Genomic DNA, 16,894 nt, shown 5'->3' with positions numbered 1-16,894 from the left:
GGGGCAGCGGTGCGGGCCATGAGGGGAAAGGAGGGGAAAGGAGGGGAAAGGAGGGGAAAGGAGGGGAAAGGAGGGGGGTACGCTACCCAAACTAATAATACTGTAATTAAGTTGTCAGAACACTAGTTAATCTGGACAGAACAGGGTGGCACCTCTCCTTCGTCATGAAAGAGACGCCAAAACCCGACAACCGCCGCACGTACGATGCGGCCTTCCGCGCCGAAGCCGTGCGCTTGGCCGAGCAAAGCCGCTCGACCCAAGCCGCCGCCCGGGCACTCAATATTGACCCCAAACGCATCTACCAGTGGCAAAAGGCCGCCCAAACGCCGGGGACGGCCGCATTGGGGGCGGCGCTGGACCCGGCCACGGCTGCCGAACTGCGCCAGCTGCGGGTCTTGGCCCGGCGGCAGGCGCAGGAGCTGGATATTTTAAAAAAAGCCATCGCCAGCAAACGCTTGAGGCGCGTTATCTCGCAGACGCCGGACCAATGAGCCGCTACCGCTTCATCGCTGCCGAGCGCGGCCACTACCCGGTACGGCGGCTCTGCCAGGTGCTCGGGGTGCCGGCCAGTGGGTATTATGCGTGGCAAACGGGGTAGCAGCGGGTGGTGGACTAGCAAACGCCGGCTTGGGAAACGGCCTTGGTCAAGGCCTTTGGGGTCCACCAGCGCCGTTATGGCACCCGCCGGCTGCAAGTCGCCCTGCGTGAAAAAGGGCACCGGGTGGGCCGCCAACGCCTGCGCCCGGCCATGCGCCGCCGGGGCCTGCGCGCCTTGCAACCCAAGGCCTACACCCCACGCACGACCGACTCCACGCACGGGCTGCGCTGCGCCCCCAACCGCTTGCTGGACCAGCCCAAGCCCACCCGGGCCAACCAGGTCTGGGTGTCCGACATCACGTACCTGCCCCTGGCCAACGGCAACTGGGCCTATTTGTGTGCCTTCCAGGACGCGGCTACCAAGCACGTGGTGGGCTGGCACGTGGGGGCCACCATGCCGGAAGAGTTGGTCACCACGGCCTTGCAGCGGGTCTTTTTCGCCCAGTCGCCCACCCCAGGCCTACTCGTTCACTCCGACCGCGGTCGTACCCGGTAGGGCGGCCAGTACTGCGGCAACGCCTACCGCGCCCTCTTGCACCGGCACGGGGCCGTGCGTTCGCAGAGCCGCCGCGGCGAGTGCTACGACAATGCCCTACCGGGTACGACCCAAGCCGAAAGCCTGTGGTCACGTCTCAAAACGGAGGTGCTCGAACTCCGCGAGTGGCCCGTGTTTGCCGACTTGGCCGACGCGCAAGCCAGCATCGCCGACTATTTGACTATTACAATCACGACCGCCTGCACTCCAGTATTGGCTGCCAGACGCCGTATCGCGCTCATCAACAATCACTTCAAACCACTGCCCTAAACTGTCCAGCCTAAATGGACCACCTCAAGCAGCCCCAGCCACGAACGAGTTATTTCCATTAAGTGCTTGTTCTAAATTAATTGTGCAATCAGAGCGTCATGCTGAGCTTGTCGAAGCATCTCTACCGCTTCGTTGAACGGCCCTGACGAAGCGCGGTAGAGATGCTTCGACAAGCTCAGCATGACGCTCTAATACCTCGTTTAATTTTGTCTAGGCACTTAGCGACTGTTCTGACAGATGTGCATTGCTGAGCACAGGTAGATGAACTGCCTACGCGGTGGTGAAAACTCACAGCCCTCGTATCAGTCCGGCAATGAAAATATTGGCGCAAAAAACTGGTTGACTGATGTTTGAATAGTTTAAATAATTTAAAAACAGGTTAAGTCCACCCTGAATTTCTTTGCGGGCTTCCAGGGCTCGAAATGGTGGCCCGCTACTTTCATGCTGCATTAACACTCCACATGAAACGAGCACAGGATAAGGTTGTGATTATCACCGGCGGGGCCAGTGGCATTGGGCGCGTATCGGCCCTGCGGTTTGCCGCCGAGGGTGCCACCGTCGTTATCTGGGACATCGACGCGGCCCGGGCCGAGGCCACCTGCGCTGAAATTGCGGCCCAGGGCGGCCAGGCTGTAGCGGCCGTGGTAAACACCACGCAGCCCGAGCAAGTAGCCGCCGCCGCCCAGGCCGTGCACGACCAGTTTGGCCGCATCGACGTGCTGATAAACAACGCCGGTATCACCCGCGACGCCACGCTGCGCAAGATGACCCTGGCCCAATGGCAGCAGGTATTGGACGTGAACCTGACCGGCGTGTTCATCTGCACTCAGGCGGTGGCGCCGTTCATGGAAGCCCAGGGGAGTGGGCGCATCATCAATACCTCGTCGGTGGTGGGGCTGTATGGCAACTTCGGGCAGGCCAACTACGCGGCCACCAAGGCCGGCCTCATCGGCCTGACCAAGACGCTGGCCCGTGAGCTGGGCAAGTACAGCATCACGGTGAATGCCGTAGCGCCGGGCTTCATCGCCACCGACATGATTGATTCCATTCCGGAAAAAGTCATCGACATGCTGAAAAGCCGCACGCCACTGCGCCGCCTAGGTACGCCCGAAGATATTGCCAGCGCCTACCTGTTTCTGGCCTCCGACGAGGCCGGTTTCATCAGCGGCGCGGTGCTGAGCGTGGACGGAGCCGTAACGATTTAGCGCCATGCAAACCGCCACTGGCCGCCGCGCCCTCATCACTGCTACCGGCTCCTACGTGCCAGCGCGGGAGCTGCCCAACGCCTATTTCAACGAGCTGCTGGGCGAGGACGTGGACACCTGGCTGCGCCAGAACGTGAATATCCAGTCCCGCCGCTGGTGCGCCGACGACGAATCGGTGGCCGACCTCTGCGAGCACGCGGCCCACCAGGCGCTGACCCGCGCCGGCGTGCGGGCCGATGAATTGGACCTGCTCATCGTGGCCACCGACACGCCCGAGTACGTGTCGCCCGCTACCGCCGCCGTGCTGCAACACCGGCTGGGGGCCACGAGAGCAGGGACTTTCGACCTGAATGCCGCCTGCGCCGGCTCGGTAACGGCCCTGGACGTGGCCGCCAAATACATTGCCTCCGATACGCGCTACAACAAGGTGTTGGTAATTGGCGGCTACGCCATGAGCAAATACCTGGACCTGACGGACAAAAAAACCGTCACACTGTTCGCCGACGGGGCCGGGGCCGTGCTCCTCACCGCCGCCGAAAACACCGACCGCGGTTTTCTCACCAGCCGCCTCCACACCGAAGGCCAGTACACCGGCTGGATGGGCATTTACGCCGGAGCCACCAAGCAGCCCATCACGGCCGAAGCAGTGGCCCGCAACGACCACAAGCTGAAGTTCGTGTACCGTTTCCCTAAGGAAATCAACCCGGAAATCTGGACCCGCCTGGCCCAGGAAATGGCTGCCGACATCGGCATCAGCCCCCGCGACGTGGACCATTACGTGATGACCCAGCTCAACGTGCACGCCATCAACGAAACCCTCGACCGGCTGGACGTGCCGCGCGCGCGGGCGCCGCTCATCATGCAGCAGTTTGGCTACACGGGCTCGGCCGCCATCCCCATGGCGCTGGATAAGGCGATGACCAGCGGCGATATTAAAGAAAATGACCTAGTGTTTTTCATCGGTTCCGGCGGCGGACTGGCCTTTGCCGCAGCGGCTTTTAGGATGTAACTGCTTTTGCTGATTGTCATGCTGAGCGCAGTGGAGTCGAAGCATCTCTATTTCATTAGTAATCCAATTGCTGCGACGATGCGAGCGAGATGCTTCGACTCCACTGCGCTGCGCTCAGCATGACGGTCGCTATCCACCCCTCCCCCTGACGTTCTAAATTCCATAATCCGCCCTAACTATCCCCACCCATGCCCGGCATCGCTACTCCCCAACAAGTAACCGCTACGGCCATCCTGCTGGCGGTTTATGCGGCCGTTATCCTGTTTTTTGTGGTGCGCGGTGCGCTGAAGATTAAGAGTATGTCGGACTATGCCGTGGGCTCGGTGCGGTTTTCGCCGGTGGCGGTGGGGTTGTCGCTGGCCGCATCCATGACCAGCGCGGCCACGTTCATCATCAACCCCGGCTTTGTGGCCATCAATGGGCTAAGCGCCATGCTGTCGTTTGGCGTGATAATGCCTTTGGCATCGATGATTTCGCTGGTGGTGTTCACCAAGGGTTTTCGCAAGCACGGACAGACGGTGAAGGCCCACACGCTGGCGCAATGGATTGGCTCGCGGTTCCAAAGCCCCAGCCTCACGCGCTACTTTGGGTGGCTGGCGCTGCTGCTCATCACCTTCATCGTACTCATTTGCGTGGGGCTGACGCAGGTGCTCAGCAACGCCCTCAATGCGCCGCCGCTGCCGGTGCTGGTAGCGGTGGTGGTGTTTATTTTCGGCTACATGATGTTCGGTGGGGCCAATTCGATGGTGTACACCAACACCATTCAGGCCTCGCTCAAGCTGCTGGTGGCCATTATCCTGCTCACCTCGGGCTACGAGCATTTCAGCCAGGGCGTGCACGGCTTCATCGCTAAGCTGGCGGCCATCGACCCCGCCCTGACGCACGCCACCAACCCCGGCAGCTACCTGTTTCGGGATTACTTCGAAATCATTTTTTGCCAGGTAGTCATCGGTACCGCCATCGTCTGCCAGCCGCACCTCATCACCAAATCGTTGCTGCTCGACAGCGAGAAAGACGTGAACCGCTACCTGCTCACGGCGGTGGCGGTGCTCACGGTATTTTTCTCGGTGGTGTTTGTGGGCTTGTACGCCCGAATGGCTTTCCCAGGCTTGATGCTGAACGGCCAGGAGCTGAAAATGGACAAGATTATGTCGGCCTACGTGGTGCGCGAGTTTCCGGTGTACATGGGCCTGCTCATCATCCTGGGCCTGATTTCAGCCGGTATTTCCACCCTGGAAAGCCTCATTCAGTCGCTATCAAGCACCATCACGGCCGACATTATCAAGCCCTTGCTACCGGCCACGGCTTTCGGAGGCGCGGGCGGTTTCGGCCGCGAAATCCTGCTGAACCGCGCCGTAATCGCCGTCCTGGGCGGCATTGCCATTTGGATATCCTACGACCAATTTGTGAACGCCAAGCTGAGCGTGGCCATTTTTGCCCAAACGGGGGTGTACGCCTATTTCGCGGCGGCCTTTGTGCCCATCAGCTTCGGTATTTTCCTGAAAGACGCCCCGCGCTCGGCCGTTGCCTGGGCTTCGGTGACGGCGCTGCTGGTGCATTTCGGTGTCTATTTCGGCCGCCTCACGCCTTATATGCAAGCGCCGGTGCGCAACCCTGGGGTATCGGCGGCGCTGGGCATTGTGGCGTCGGTGGTGGTGGGCGGGGCGCTGTATCTGGCGCGGCGGCGGGTTGGGGTTGCGGCAGCTTTTACCCCAGTGGAACCTCACCCCCGGCCCCTCTCCAAAAGAGAGGGGAGCTTGACGATTTCAGTTAAAAGTTGAGTGTTAAAAGTTAAAAATCATTCCAACTCTTCACTTTTAACTCTCAATCTTTAACTCACGCCCACGTCCACGCCGCCGTGGCTCCCCCTCTTTTTTGGAGAGGGGGCCGGGGGGTGAGGTGACGACATCCAAAAAATCCCACCCCCTCATGTACACCAAAGACTGGATAGCCAAGTGGGCGCTCTATTCGCCGCACAAAGTGGCGCTCAAGGAGCTCGACACCGACCGCACCCGCACCTACGCCGAGCTGAACCAAGCCGCCAACTACCTCGCTGCCGAGCTTACCCAGCGCCACGGCTTGCGCAAGGGCGACCGCGTGATGGTCATCGCTGAGCACTGCCTGGAGTACGTCACGCTCTTCGTGGCTGCCCAGAAAACCGGCCTCGTCCTGGTGCCCGTCAACTATCGGCTGGCGGTGGGCGAAATCGACTATCTGGTGGCCAACTGCCAGCCCGCGCTGCTCATTTACGAAGACCAGTTCCAGGACAAGGCGCTGGCGATGCCGGGCCTGGTGGCAGTGCCGAAGGTGTGGCCCCTGCAAACGTTGGCCGACCTCTGCCAGCGCGGCCTGGCCACGCCCCAACCCGCCTGGGCCGGCCCCGAGCCCGAGGAGGACGACGCCGTATTCATCCTCTACACCTCGGGCACCACGGGCTTCCCCAAGGGCGCCCTCTACACCCACCGGATGCTGCTCTGGAACAGCCTCAACACCAGCCTGAGCCTGGAAATCACCCCCGCCGACTTCACCATAAACTGCATGCCGCCCTTTCATACCGGCGGCTGGAACGTGCTCGTGACCCCGTTTTTGCACCGCGGGGCCACGGTGGGGCTGCTGAAGAAGTTCCAGCCCGAGCGCATCCTGGCGCTGCTTGACCAGGAGCGGGCCGACATCTTCATGGGCGTGCCCACCATGCTCAAGATGATGATGGAAAGCCCCGTCTTCGCCAGCGCCGATTTGGGCAGCCTGCGCTACTTCATCGTGGGCGGCGAGGCGCTGCCGCTGGAAGTCATCCGGGCCTGGGACCGCAAGGGCATCAAAATCCGCCAGGGTTTCGGCCTCACGGAGGTGGGCCCCAACCTGTTTTCGCTGCATCAGGACGATGCCGTGCGCAAAATTGGCTCCATCGGCCGGGCCAATTTCTACGTCGAAACCCGCCTCATCGACGAGCAGGGCCAGGAAGTAGGCCCCAATGAGGTGGGCGAGCTATGCCTGCGCGGCCCCATGACCACGCCCGGCTACTGGCGCGACCCCGAAGCCACCGCCAAGGCCATGCCCGACGGCTGGTTCCGCACCGGCGACCTGCTCCGGCGCGACGAGGAAGGCTATTTCTTCGTGATGGACCGCATCAAAAACATGTACATCTCGGGCGGCGAAAACGTGTATCCGGCCGAGATTGAGCGGTTTTTACTCACGTTCCCCGGCGTGTCGGAAGTGGCGGTTATCGGCGTGCCCGATGCCCGCTGGGGCGAGGTCGGCAAAGCGTTTGTCGTGACCAAGGACTTGGATATTTCCTGCGAAGCTCTGCAAGCCTACTGCGCCGGCAACCTGGCCCGCTTCAAAGTACCAAAATACTTGGAGCTGGTGGCGGAATTGCCGAAAAACGACACCGGAAAAATCAACAAAAAGGCGCTGAAAGCGGCGGTATGAGTGAATGGCCGCGGCTGGTCAGCATGACGGTCGGTCATCAAAAAATACTCATACATAAATCCATAACCAATTTGTTATGAGCTGCTTATTCCAAGTGTTGCCCGCCTTGTTCCTTCTGTTCACCGCAAGTATCCCGGCGATGTCTTTTCAAACGCAAGCAGTGCCCATCCGCCAGGTCATCGGGGCCTACGGTTTCCCCGAACACACCGTGGCGCTGGCCGACTCGCTGGAAATCGCCTACGTAGATGCCGGGAAGGGCAAAACCACCCTCATTTTCATCCATGGTCTCAGCAGCTACGTGCGGGCCTGGGAGCGCACCCTGCCCGACCTGAGCCGCAGCAGCCGCTGCCTGGCCCTCGACCTGCCGGGCTACGGCAAGTCCTCCAAAGGCCACTACCCCGGCACCATGGACTTCTACGCCGAAGTCATCCACCTGTTCATCCAGCGTCTGCACCTCAAAAACGTGACGCTGGTGGGCCACAGCATGGGCGGCCAGATAGCCGTGACCCTAGCCTTGAAGTACCCCGGTGAAATACAAAAGCTGGTGCTCGCCTCGCCGGCCGGCTTCGAAACCTTCACGGAGCCGGAGAAACTTCAGCTGCATAATTTTTACACGGTAGCGTCCATCCAGAACACGCCCGTGGCGCAGGTGCGCACCAACCACAAATACAATTTCTACCGCATGCCCCCGGTCGTGGACCTTTGGATTGCCGAGCGCCTGCGCATGATGCAGTGCGACGACTTCGGCCTCTACGCCCTCACGGTGGTCAAAAGCATGTCGGGCATGCTCGACGGCCCCATTTTCGACCGCCTGCCGCAGGTGCGGCAGCCCACGCTGGTCGTCTTTGGGGCCGAGGATTTCCTGATTCCCAACCGGGCGCTGCACCCGCAGCTCACCACGGCCCAGGTGGCGGCGGCCGGCGGGGCCCGCCTGCCCCACGCCCAGCAAGTGCTGCTGGCGGAAGCTGGGCACTTCGCGCATTACGAGCAAGCGGCGGAGTTCAATAAGCTGGTGGCGGCGTTTGTGCGGTAGGGAAGATGACCCCTTCTGGCCTTTCTGGCGCGAGTTTAGCGCAGCGTAACTCGTGACCGGCTATGACGTGGAGGCCGAGCCTTCACTGCCACGTGAGCGGCAATGGACAACCGCGCCGTTTGGCTCACCCTGGCAACTCGTTTTGATGCGAGGCGCAGCCTCGCCCGGTTTTCGGCACGAGTTACGCTGCGCTAAACTCGCGCCAGACAATGCCATACAATGGCACCAGTCCCTAATCTGAAAGCAGTGCCTAAGCCACGTTTCAGTCGACGCAACGCTTTTGCTACCATTCATGACAAAAGACATGTACCTTTTTATTGCCCCAAATGAGCCTAACCGTTTCAGTCAATCACCATTCAACCAATTGACCAGCTTATTGGTGGACACATAGGTTTTTTTGATTATATCATATGATTATTGTGAAATCATAATTATTTCTTTTGCTTATAACTGTACTGAGCCCAACTTTGCACTTCGATTACCCACAAAAGAGCAAAAGCTGTGCTTAAAAAACCCCTTATTATCCTCGCCGTGCTAGCGGTGAGTTACCAGTCGCAGGCGCAACAAACGCCCGCCATGACGACGAATACCGGAGCCGCCGTTGGCAGCAACCAGTACTCAAAAACCGCTGGCGAAAACGGCTCGACCCTCCTCGGAGACGTGCATTTGCTCGAAAAAATTGCGGCCTTCGACCGGGAGCGGGTTCCTGAGCGCGTGGTCCATGCTCGAGGTACGGGTGCCTACGGCGAGTTCGAGAGCTACGGCGATTTTTCGCAGTACACCAAGGCCTCCGTGTTTGGCGCGAAAGGCAAAAAAACGCCGTTGTTCACCCGTTTCTCCACCGTTATTCACGGCAAGGACTCGCCCGAAACGGTGCGCGACCCGCGCGGCTTCGCGGTGAAGCTCTACACCGACCAGGGTAACTACGACATCGTCGGCAATGACTTACCCGTGTTCTTCATCCGCGACGCCATGAAGTTCCCCGACATGGTGCACGCCCTGAAGCCCTCGCCCGTGTACAACCGGCAGGACGCCAACCGCGTGTTCGACTTCTTTTCGAACGTGCCGGAAGCCACCAACATGTTCACCTACCTCTACTCCGACCTGGGCACCCCGGCTGGCTACCGCCACATGGATGGCTTTGGGGTTCACGCCTTTAAGTGGGTGAATACCAAGGGCGAAGTAACGTATGTGAAGTACAAATGGACCACCCTGCAAGGCGTGAAGAGCTTCTCGCGGGAAGACATCGGCAAGATGCAGGCCCAGGATTTTCAGTACGCCACCACCGACCTCTACGCCAGCATTGGCAAGGGCGATTTCCCCACCTGGGAGCTTTCGGTGCAGATGCTGAAGCCCGAGGAGCTGAACAAGTTTGACTTCAACCCCTTGGACGCCACCAAAATCTGGCCCGAGAACCTGGCGCCCAGCACCAAAATCGGTAAGATGGTGCTGAACCGGATGCCCGACAACTACTTCGACGAGACCGAGCAATCGGCGTTTTCGCCCGGTACGCTGGTGCCCGGCATCGAGCCTTCGGAAGACAAGCTGCTGCAGGGCCGCGTGTTCTCCTACTTCGATACGCAGCGCTACCGCATCGGTGCCAACTTCCAGCAGTTGCCGGTGAACGCGGCCAAAGTAGCCGTAGTGAACCATAACCAGGACGGTTCGATGAGCTATCACAAGTCGACTTCCAACGTGAACTACCAGCCCAGCACCAGCCACCCCGCCGAAGGCTTCACCGACACCCCGGCGCACGAGGCTTCGCACGCGCCGCTGCTGGGAACCACTACGCAGGTTAAGATTTCGAAAACCAACGATTTCGCCCAGGCCGGCATCCTCTACCGCGGCATGTCGGAGAAGGACAAGCAGCACCTCATCGGCAACCTGACCGCCGATTTATCGGCCGTGCAGAACAAGCAGGTGGTGTACAAGATGGTGAGCTACTTCTACCAGGCCGACGCCGACTATGGCCAGCGCCTGATGAAGTCCCTCAAACTGGAGAAGAAGGACGTAACCAGCCTGGTTAAAAACTAACAACCCTGTGATTATAAAGCTTGGCTAAGGTTTTTTCAACGCTTTGGCCAAGCCCACAATACCTTACTTAGACATGAAATTCTTATCAACCGGGCTATTATTGGCCTTTTCTTTATCCGCTGCAGCCCAACAAGTGGCCCCGGCCACCAAGAAGGCTCCTGCTGCCGTAGCGGCGGCAATTATACCGGCGGCTCCTGCTACCGACCTGTTCACTGCGGCGCGCGTTGGCGACGTGGCGGCCATCAGCCAACTCCTCAAGCAGAAGGCCGATGTGAACGCCCAGGACGTGAAAGGCTTTTCGCCGCTGATTCTGGCGGCCTACAACGGCAACATGGAAGCCACCAAACTGCTGCTCCAGGCCGGGGCCGACGTTAACCACCAGGACCAGACGGGCAACACGGCGCTTATGGGCGTGAGCTTCAAAGGCTACGCGGACATCGCAACGTTGCTACTCGATAAAAACGCCAAGCCGAACCTGCAGAACGCCAACGGCGGCACCGCCCTCATGCTTGCCGCCATGTTCGGCCGCCACGAGCTGCTGAAAATGCTGCTTAGCAAGGGCGCCGATAAGTCCATTAAGGACAGCCGCGGGCTCACTGCGCTGGGCCTGGCCCAGCAGCAGGACAACGCCCAAGGCGTTAGCCTGCTGCAATAGCCACCCGCGCTGCTGAGCCAGGACGTAGGTGAAAATCAACGGCCTGCGCTTTGGCTTCTATGAATGAATTTGAGCTCTATGAAAACAAGAAAGAGCCCACTGCTTGCAGTGGGCTCTTTTCGTGATGGGTATTAGTCGTAAGCACGTTCGCCGTTTTGTGGGCCGAGTATTTTCTCATTCCCAACCAGAGCTGGGGACGCAACCGACCACTTCGCGCATTCATGAGTAAGCGCCGGAGTTTAATCGTTTGGTAGCGGCGTTTGTGTGGTATGCGGTTGTGTTAGCGCAGTGAGAGCCTGAGGTTGGGGGTAATAGGCGTCCGTTCCACGCTGGCGGGCGTATAGGGGCCGTACTACTTTCCCGTATATGTCCCTGCCCAGGTCCTCTCCCGCGCCCAATTCCTTCGATGCCGATGAGCGGCTGCGCTGGGTGGCACGTGTTGCCCGGCTGATGGATAGCCAGTTTCGGCTGCCCGGCACCCGGTTCCGCTTCGGCCTAGACCCGCTGCTGGGCCTGATACCGGTGGCCGGCGACCTGTCGACGCTGGCCGTTTCGGGAGTGTTGCTGCTCACCATGCTGCGCCACGGAGCCAGCGGCGCGGTAGTAGTGCGCATGGCCTTCAATATCCTGCTCGATACCGTTGTCGGAGCCATTCCAATTCTGGGCAACCTATTCGACTTCGCCTACAAAAGCAACGAGCGTAATGTGGCCCTGTTGCGCCGCCACTACGCCGAGGGGCACCACCAGGGCAGCGGCAAGGGCCTAGTGGCGCTCCTGCTGCTGTTCTTTCTGATGGTGTTTGGGTTGGTGGCCTGGGGCAGCGTGCTGCTGCTGCGCTGGGGGTGGCATTATTTTGAGGTGCACCCCGTGCTGAGCGCGTAAGCGTTACGGCTGGGGCAGCCCACCTGCCCCGCAACTGGCCCCGCAACTGGCCCCGCAACTGGCGCGAGTTTAGCGCAGCGTAACTCGCGCCCGGCTATGACGTGGAGGCTGAGCCTCCACTGCCGCGTGAGCGGCAATTAACAACCGCGCCGTTTGGTTCACCCTGGCAACTCGTTCTGATGCGAAGCGCAGCCTCGCCCGGTTATCGGCGCGAGTTACGCGGCGCTAAACTCGCGCCAGCCAACGAATTCTTCAAGGCACCCACCAACCCCAGAATTTCCGGTAAATTGGACGCCCCACCCGCCCACGCCGCTGTTCTGTGAAAAAGAAACTAGAAAAGTTCGCCGAGTTTGCCGCCGATGTGCTGCCGCACGAAGTGGCCTGGCTGCAAGAGGTGCAGCAGTTTCAGGACGCCGACAACCGCGAGATTCTGGAAACGCTGGCCTATAACTGCCACCACCCGCGCACGCCGGTGGCCTTCCGGCCGGGCATCGACAAGCGCAAGTATTCCAACCTGATGCAGTGGGTGCAGCAGCGCCTGGCCAGCATCGACGTGGACAAGCACCTGGTGCACCTCAACGCCCTCGACCAGCAAATCATGACCGATTCCATAGCCCCGGCCGAGGAAAAGGCGTTGCTCCAGGCCATTGTGCGCTACGACAAGCCGGCCTTCTACTTCGTGAAATTCTACGAGCTGACGCTCAGCTATCAGCAGTTTTTGCTGGTGCGGATGCGCTTTAAGGAGCACCAGCTGGTGGCGCAGTTCGTGGAGCAGCAGCGGGCGGCGTATGAGCAGAGCAAGGCCACGTTTGCTCAGTTGCACCAGGCCACGCTCGACATCACGAGCCAGTACACCCGCAACGCCACCGAGAGCCGGCAGTGGGAGCCCTGGCTGTTGGCCACGTTCTACGACGACACGCTCGACGGCCTGAACCGCTACTTCGCGGTGGTGCGGCTCACGTTTCTGTACTTCAACTACTCGGAGTTCGACAAGCTGAAGGCCGTGTACGAGGCGCTGGACGGGCTGCTGCGGCAGGGCATGTTCTACTCGCGCCGCATCCTGTTCAACTACTACGCCAACAGCGTGCTGCTACACTCCAAGTTTGACGTGCTGCAGCAGGCCGAGGAGTTCGGCTACCTCAGCATCAAACAGAAGAACACCGACCACCTGCACTACCTTAATAACTACAGCGCGATTCTGCTGCGGCAGGGCAAAATCCACGAGGCGCTGGCGCTTATGAAGCAGTCGTTTCCGTCGGTGCGGCACACCAACAACGTGCGCAACAAAATCGGCTTCATGGCCTTCTACATCAAGTGCCTGAACCTGAACGGGCAGCCCGCTGACGGCGAAAAGCTGGCCGACAGCTTCCTGCGTGATAACGCCAAGGAAATTCTGGCCCACCGCTGGCACATTTTCTTCGTGGCCTATTTTCAGGCGCTGGTGCTGCAGGAGAAGTACGACAAGCTGCTGCGCACCTGCCACAAGCACCACCTGCTGCAAAAAGAAGCCGACTACCGCACCCGCCCCAACTACGTGCCTACGCTGGAGTGGTACTACCACATCAGCCGCTACGTGGAGAATGAGATTGACGACGACCAGCTGGTAGAACTGGTGGGCCGCTCCGGGCAGGCCCATTTCGGTAACCCGCACAAGCGGCGGCTGTTGGAGGACTTATTAAGTGAGGTAAAATCCTGCATTCCGCACCTCTGTGGCCGGATAAAGTCCGTGCTGGTGCAGCAGGCGGAAATCATTTGAATAACAGCATATTGCGAGAATTTAAACGGGGTGCGGGCGGTTAAGTCCACCTTGCTTATTTGAGGCGCGGCGGGGTGGCCGGTGGGGGAGGCCAGTAGATTCGTTACACTACTGCACTCCGACTCAAACTCCTACTCAACCCTTTCAACTGCAACGCATATGGCCTCTCGAATTTTACTCCTTTTTCTGCTGGTGATTCAGGCATTGGGGGCGGCAGCCCAGGGTGGCGGCGTGCGCGGCCGCGTGATTGATGCGGCCAGCAACGAGCCCCTGCCGGGCGTAAGCATTGTGGTGGCCGGCACCACCACGGGCACCTCTAGTGGCAACGGCGGCGAATTCACCATCAGCGGCCTAAAGCCCGGTACCTACAAAGTGGTGTTTTCCTACATTGGCTACGAGCTGCCCCCGCGCACTGTAGAAGTAAACCAGGAAGTAGTCGACTTGGGCACCATCGGCCTGACCCAGGCCTCCGTGATGGCCGGCGAAGTGGTGGTGTCGGCCTCGCGCCGCCCCGAGAAGCTAACCGAGGCCCCGGCCACCATCAGCGTAATCAATGCTCGCCAGATTGATGAACTGCCGTCCTTCAATGTGGGCGAATTGCTGGCCCGTCAGAAGGGCGTGGACTACATCCGCAGCGGCGTGCTGGGCGCGGGCATCAACGTGCGCGGCTTCAACAGCGCCTTCAACCCCAAAAACCTGCAAATGAACGATGCGCGCCTTTCTACGCTCATCGCCACCGGCCTGCCGCTCGGCCCGCTCACCAGCGTGGTGAAGGAGGACATCGAGCGCATCGAAGTGGTGCTCGGGCCCTCGGCCGCCCTCTACGGCCCCAACGCCCACAACGGGCTGGTAAATACCATCAGCAAGGACCCACGCCGCACGGCCGGTACCACCGTGGCCTTGGGCCTGGGCAACCAGAGCGTGTTTTCGGGCCGCTTCCGCCACGCGCAGGTGCTCAATTCCAAGCTGGCGTTTAAGGTGACGGGCGAGTACACGCGGGGTGAAGACTTTGCCTACACCGACACGGTGTACTACACCAACACGGCCTTCCGCACGGCCGCCGCGCCGGGCGTGCCGGCACGCGCCGGCATTTTCCACGCTGAGAAAGAAATTGACCTTGACCGCACCTTCAAAAGCCTGCACGGCGAAGCCGCCGCCTACTACAGCGTGACTGATAAGGCCGACATCATCCTGTCGTACGGTGGCAACCAATCGAGCTTTCTGGGCCAGACCAACGCCGGCCGCAACCAGATTAAGGACTGGAGCGTGCAGTACCTGCACGCCCGTTACGTGTCGCCGCGCTGGTTTGCGCAGGTGTACAACACCTGGAGCAAGACCGAAAATACGTACGCCATCAACCAGCGTACCCAGAACTACCTGAGCTTTAAGGATGCTGGTTTTAGCGAGGAAGAATCCCGCAGCCGCTCCTTTGCTGAGCAGTGGTTTGGCAAAACGCCCACGGCGGGCGTGGCGCTGAAGCGCGGCGCAGTGTTTAAGGACGCTTCGCGCCGCCTCAACAGTGAGCTGCAGTACAACAACACGTTCGGCATCTTCAACATGGTGGTGGGTACGCAATACCAGCGCGACATGGCCAATAGCCAGAATACCTACCTGTTCGACCGCGATGGTCCCATCATTATCAACCAGGTTGGCCTCTACGCCCAGGGCGAGTTGACCTTGCCGTCGCACTTTAAGCTCATTGCTGCCGCCCGTGCCGACCAGCACGACCGGTACGGCTTCAACTTTATCCCGAAAGCCGGGGCGGTGTGGTCGTTCAACGACCAGTCGGTGCGTCTCACCTACGGCCAGGGCATCGCCGCTCCCACCATCCTAAATCTCGACGGCTACTTGTTTGGCGGCCTGCTCGTGGGCAACAGCGAAGGCTACACCCTGAGCGATGGCACCGTTATCAACAAGCTGAAAGTGGAAACCATCAAAACCCTGGAAGTGGGCTACAAAGGCAAGGTGGCGCCGAAGTTTTTCATCGATGCCAACGCCTATTACAACCGCTCGAAGGATTTTCTGAGCCCGGCAATCAACATTGCTACCCTGGGCCGCAAGGTGGTGAAGCGCGGCAACACGCCCATGTCGGAAGTGGTGCCGGGCACGCCCGAAGCCGGTGCCGCCGTGTTGCTTACCTACGTCAACTTCGGGCAGGTAGACACCTACGGCGCCGACCTTGGCCTGAGCTACTTTCTCACCAACGCCCTGAGCGTGGCCCTGAACTACTCTTATTTTGGTTTCAACCTCAACAAGGACGACTTGGGTAACGATGGCAACAAGGACGGCAAAGTCCAGAACGAAATTGACCTGCCCATCAACACGCCCGCCCACAAAGGCAGCTTTGCTGTGAACTACAGCGGCAAAAAGTTCTTTGGCTCGGTGTTCACCCGCTACGTGCAGGCCTACGATTTTTACTCGGGCATCAACGTGGCCGCCGCGGCCAACCCCACGCTCGGCGTGCGCGAAAACGCCCGCTTCGGCCGCACCTATAATTACGGCCCGCTCGGCGGCTTCACCACCGTGGATGTGAGCGCCGGCTACCGGCTGAGCAGCTACCTCACCGCCTCGGCGCAGGTGGTGAACCTGTTCGACACCAAGATGCGCGAGTTCGTGGCCTCGCCCTTCATCGGCCGCCTTTACTCGGCCGAGCTGAAGGTGATGCTGCCCGCGCTGGGAGCCAAGTAAAACCTGCCTATTCTGCCGAAAAGTGTAAAAGCTGAACGGGCCGCTCACCATCGTGGGCGGCCCGTTCAGCTTTTATGGCGTGGGTGAAGCGTCGCTCGTATCCGGCTAGCGCATGTTGGTGCTGCGGTTGTTGAGGCGGGTGACCTGGCCCGCCCGCTTGCCGGTGCGCCTGATGTGGGCTCCGGGAATCTTTTCCAGCACCAGCCGCGGCAGCGAGCAGTCCTCCAGCGCAACGTCCTGCGTGTGGTAGCCGGCCGCGCCCACGGTCAGTTCCTGCCCCTGGTAAATGGCTTCAGTGAGCTGAAATTTGCCTTCCGAATCGGTGACATACACTTGGTGGGTGCCTTTTACGAGCAGCGTGGCCCCCATCAGTGGTTGGCCGTTGGGGTCGAAAACTACGCCTATCAGCGGGGCGCAGGCCAGGCGCATGGGGCGGGCGCTGGCCGCCTCGCGGGTAGCCAGGGCAATGCGGCTTTGGGTGCTGCCCGCGGCTGCGGGCATGACGCGGGTGCTCTGGGCCGCCGCCGATTGGGCTCCGCACGCGAGCGCCAGCCCCGTAATGAATAGTAATTGACGCATGGAAATCAAGTAAAGCAGGTTGAAAACCCGGTGCGGTTCGTAACCGCGCCGCGCCGCTCGGGCCACCAGCTGGGCCGATAAGCACCTTCTACACGCAATATCGGGTACAAAAGTTTCCGCCTGCTGCTCAGTGGCCGTGCGTTCGGGCTACAGGCAACTAGTGGTCTGACAGTTTAGTTTTGAGTTTTTTCTTTGGTCAGGTCGGCGTACCTGTTTTTTAAG

The 16,894-nt window shown here is 60.2% G+C and carries 14 protein-coding genes; 13 read left to right on the top strand and 1 reads right to left on the bottom strand.

Annotation, left to right across the window (positions count from 1 at the left end):
- Positions 1–164 precede the first annotated feature (164 nt).
- The 13 genes from IEW17_RS19510 (at position 165) to IEW17_RS19450 (ending at position 16,093) form a co-directional block, all read left to right on the top strand.
- Complete coding sequence (locus IEW17_RS19510) at positions 165–491, top strand: transposase (RefSeq protein ID WP_188563739.1); 327 nt, start codon at positions 165–167, stop codon at positions 489–491.
- Between the two features lie 149 nt (positions 492–640).
- Complete coding sequence (locus tag IEW17_RS19505; RefSeq protein WP_188563738.1) at positions 641–1,093, top strand: DDE-type integrase/transposase/recombinase; 453 nt, start codon at positions 641–643, stop codon at positions 1,091–1,093.
- Between the two features lie 36 nt (positions 1,094–1,129).
- A complete protein-coding gene (locus tag IEW17_RS19500) occupies positions 1,130–1,402 on the top strand; it encodes a hypothetical protein (protein WP_229749154.1) in 273 nt (90 codons plus the stop codon).
- 461 nt (positions 1,403–1,863) lie between these two features.
- Positions 1,864–2,607, top strand: coding sequence for a 3-oxoacyl-ACP reductase FabG (fabG, locus tag IEW17_RS19495; protein WP_188563736.1), 744 nt, complete (start codon positions 1,864–1,866; stop codon positions 2,605–2,607).
- Between the two features lie 4 nt (positions 2,608–2,611).
- Complete coding sequence (locus IEW17_RS19490) at positions 2,612–3,616, top strand: 3-oxoacyl-ACP synthase III family protein (RefSeq protein ID WP_188563735.1); 1,005 nt, start codon at positions 2,612–2,614, stop codon at positions 3,614–3,616.
- A 188-nt stretch (positions 3,617–3,804) separates the two neighbouring features.
- Positions 3,805–5,397: a sodium:solute symporter family transporter gene (locus IEW17_RS19485; protein WP_188563734.1), complete on the top strand. Its 1,593-nt coding sequence runs from the start codon at positions 3,805–3,807 to the stop codon at positions 5,395–5,397.
- 148 nt (positions 5,398–5,545) lie between these two features.
- Positions 5,546–7,045: a class I adenylate-forming enzyme family protein gene (locus tag IEW17_RS19480; protein ID WP_188563733.1), complete on the top strand. Its 1,500-nt coding sequence runs from the start codon at positions 5,546–5,548 to the stop codon at positions 7,043–7,045.
- A 139-nt stretch (positions 7,046–7,184) separates the two neighbouring features.
- Positions 7,185–8,078 carry an alpha/beta fold hydrolase gene (locus IEW17_RS19475; protein ID WP_188563732.1) on the top strand — a complete coding sequence of 298 codons (894 nt, stop codon included), beginning with the start codon at positions 7,185–7,187 and terminating at the stop codon, positions 8,076–8,078.
- Positions 8,079–8,609: 531 nt separating this feature from the next.
- Positions 8,610–10,112, top strand: a complete 1,503-nt coding sequence (locus tag IEW17_RS19470) for a catalase (RefSeq protein ID WP_308420639.1) — start codon at positions 8,610–8,612, stop codon at positions 10,110–10,112.
- Between the two features lie 73 nt (positions 10,113–10,185).
- Entirely contained in the window at positions 10,186–10,767 is a 582-nt protein-coding gene (locus IEW17_RS19465) for an ankyrin repeat domain-containing protein (protein ID WP_188563731.1), read from the top strand.
- Positions 10,768–11,133: 366 nt separating this feature from the next.
- Positions 11,134–11,649, top strand: coding sequence for a DUF4112 domain-containing protein (locus IEW17_RS19460; RefSeq protein WP_188563730.1), 516 nt, complete (start codon positions 11,134–11,136; stop codon positions 11,647–11,649).
- A gap of 319 nt (positions 11,650–11,968) precedes the next feature.
- A complete protein-coding gene (locus IEW17_RS19455) occupies positions 11,969–13,405 on the top strand; it encodes a hypothetical protein (RefSeq protein ID WP_188563729.1) in 1,437 nt (478 codons plus the stop codon).
- Between the two features lie 159 nt (positions 13,406–13,564).
- On the top strand, positions 13,565–16,093 hold the full coding sequence (locus tag IEW17_RS19450; protein ID WP_188563728.1) for a TonB-dependent receptor: 2,529 nt from the start codon (positions 13,565–13,567) through the stop codon (positions 16,091–16,093).
- 105 nt (positions 16,094–16,198) lie between these two features.
- Here IEW17_RS19450 and IEW17_RS19445 read toward each other — a convergent pair whose 3' ends face one another.
- On the bottom strand, positions 16,199–16,672 hold the full coding sequence (locus IEW17_RS19445) for a carboxypeptidase-like regulatory domain-containing protein (RefSeq protein WP_188563727.1): 474 nt from the start codon (positions 16,670–16,672) through the stop codon (positions 16,199–16,201).
- Positions 16,673–16,894: the final 222 nt, after the last annotated feature.

The sequence above is a fragment of the Hymenobacter frigidus genome (genome assembly GCF_014640435.1).
Taxonomy (GTDB): domain Bacteria; phylum Bacteroidota; class Bacteroidia; order Cytophagales; family Hymenobacteraceae; genus Hymenobacter; species Hymenobacter frigidus.
This window is presented reverse-complemented; position numbering and strand designations above follow the sequence as displayed.

What these genes read in the sequence shown, in the direction of transcription:
- IEW17_RS19510 (WP_188563739.1), top strand. Translation starts at nt 165, where the DNA reads ATGAAAGAGACGCCAAAACCCGACAACCGCCGCACGTACGATGCGGCC.
- fabG (WP_188563736.1), top strand. Translation starts at nt 1,864, where the DNA reads ATGAAACGAGCACAGGATAAGGTTGTGATTATCACCGGCGGGGCCAGT.
- IEW17_RS19490 (WP_188563735.1), top strand. Translation starts at nt 2,612, where the DNA reads ATGCAAACCGCCACTGGCCGCCGCGCCCTCATCACTGCTACCGGCTCC.
- IEW17_RS19485 (WP_188563734.1), top strand. Translation starts at nt 3,805, where the DNA reads ATGCCCGGCATCGCTACTCCCCAACAAGTAACCGCTACGGCCATCCTG.
- IEW17_RS19480 (WP_188563733.1), top strand. Translation starts at nt 5,546, where the DNA reads ATGTACACCAAAGACTGGATAGCCAAGTGGGCGCTCTATTCGCCGCAC.
- IEW17_RS19475 (WP_188563732.1), top strand. Translation starts at nt 7,185, where the DNA reads ATGTCTTTTCAAACGCAAGCAGTGCCCATCCGCCAGGTCATCGGGGCC.
- IEW17_RS19465 (WP_188563731.1), top strand. Translation starts at nt 10,186, where the DNA reads ATGAAATTCTTATCAACCGGGCTATTATTGGCCTTTTCTTTATCCGCT.
- IEW17_RS19460 (WP_188563730.1), top strand. Translation starts at nt 11,134, where the DNA reads ATGTCCCTGCCCAGGTCCTCTCCCGCGCCCAATTCCTTCGATGCCGAT.
- IEW17_RS19450 (WP_188563728.1), top strand. Translation starts at nt 13,565, where the DNA reads ATGGCCTCTCGAATTTTACTCCTTTTTCTGCTGGTGATTCAGGCATTG.
- IEW17_RS19445 (WP_188563727.1), bottom strand. Translation starts at nt 16,672, where the DNA reads ATGCGTCAATTACTATTCATTACGGGGCTGGCGCTCGCGTGCGGAGCC.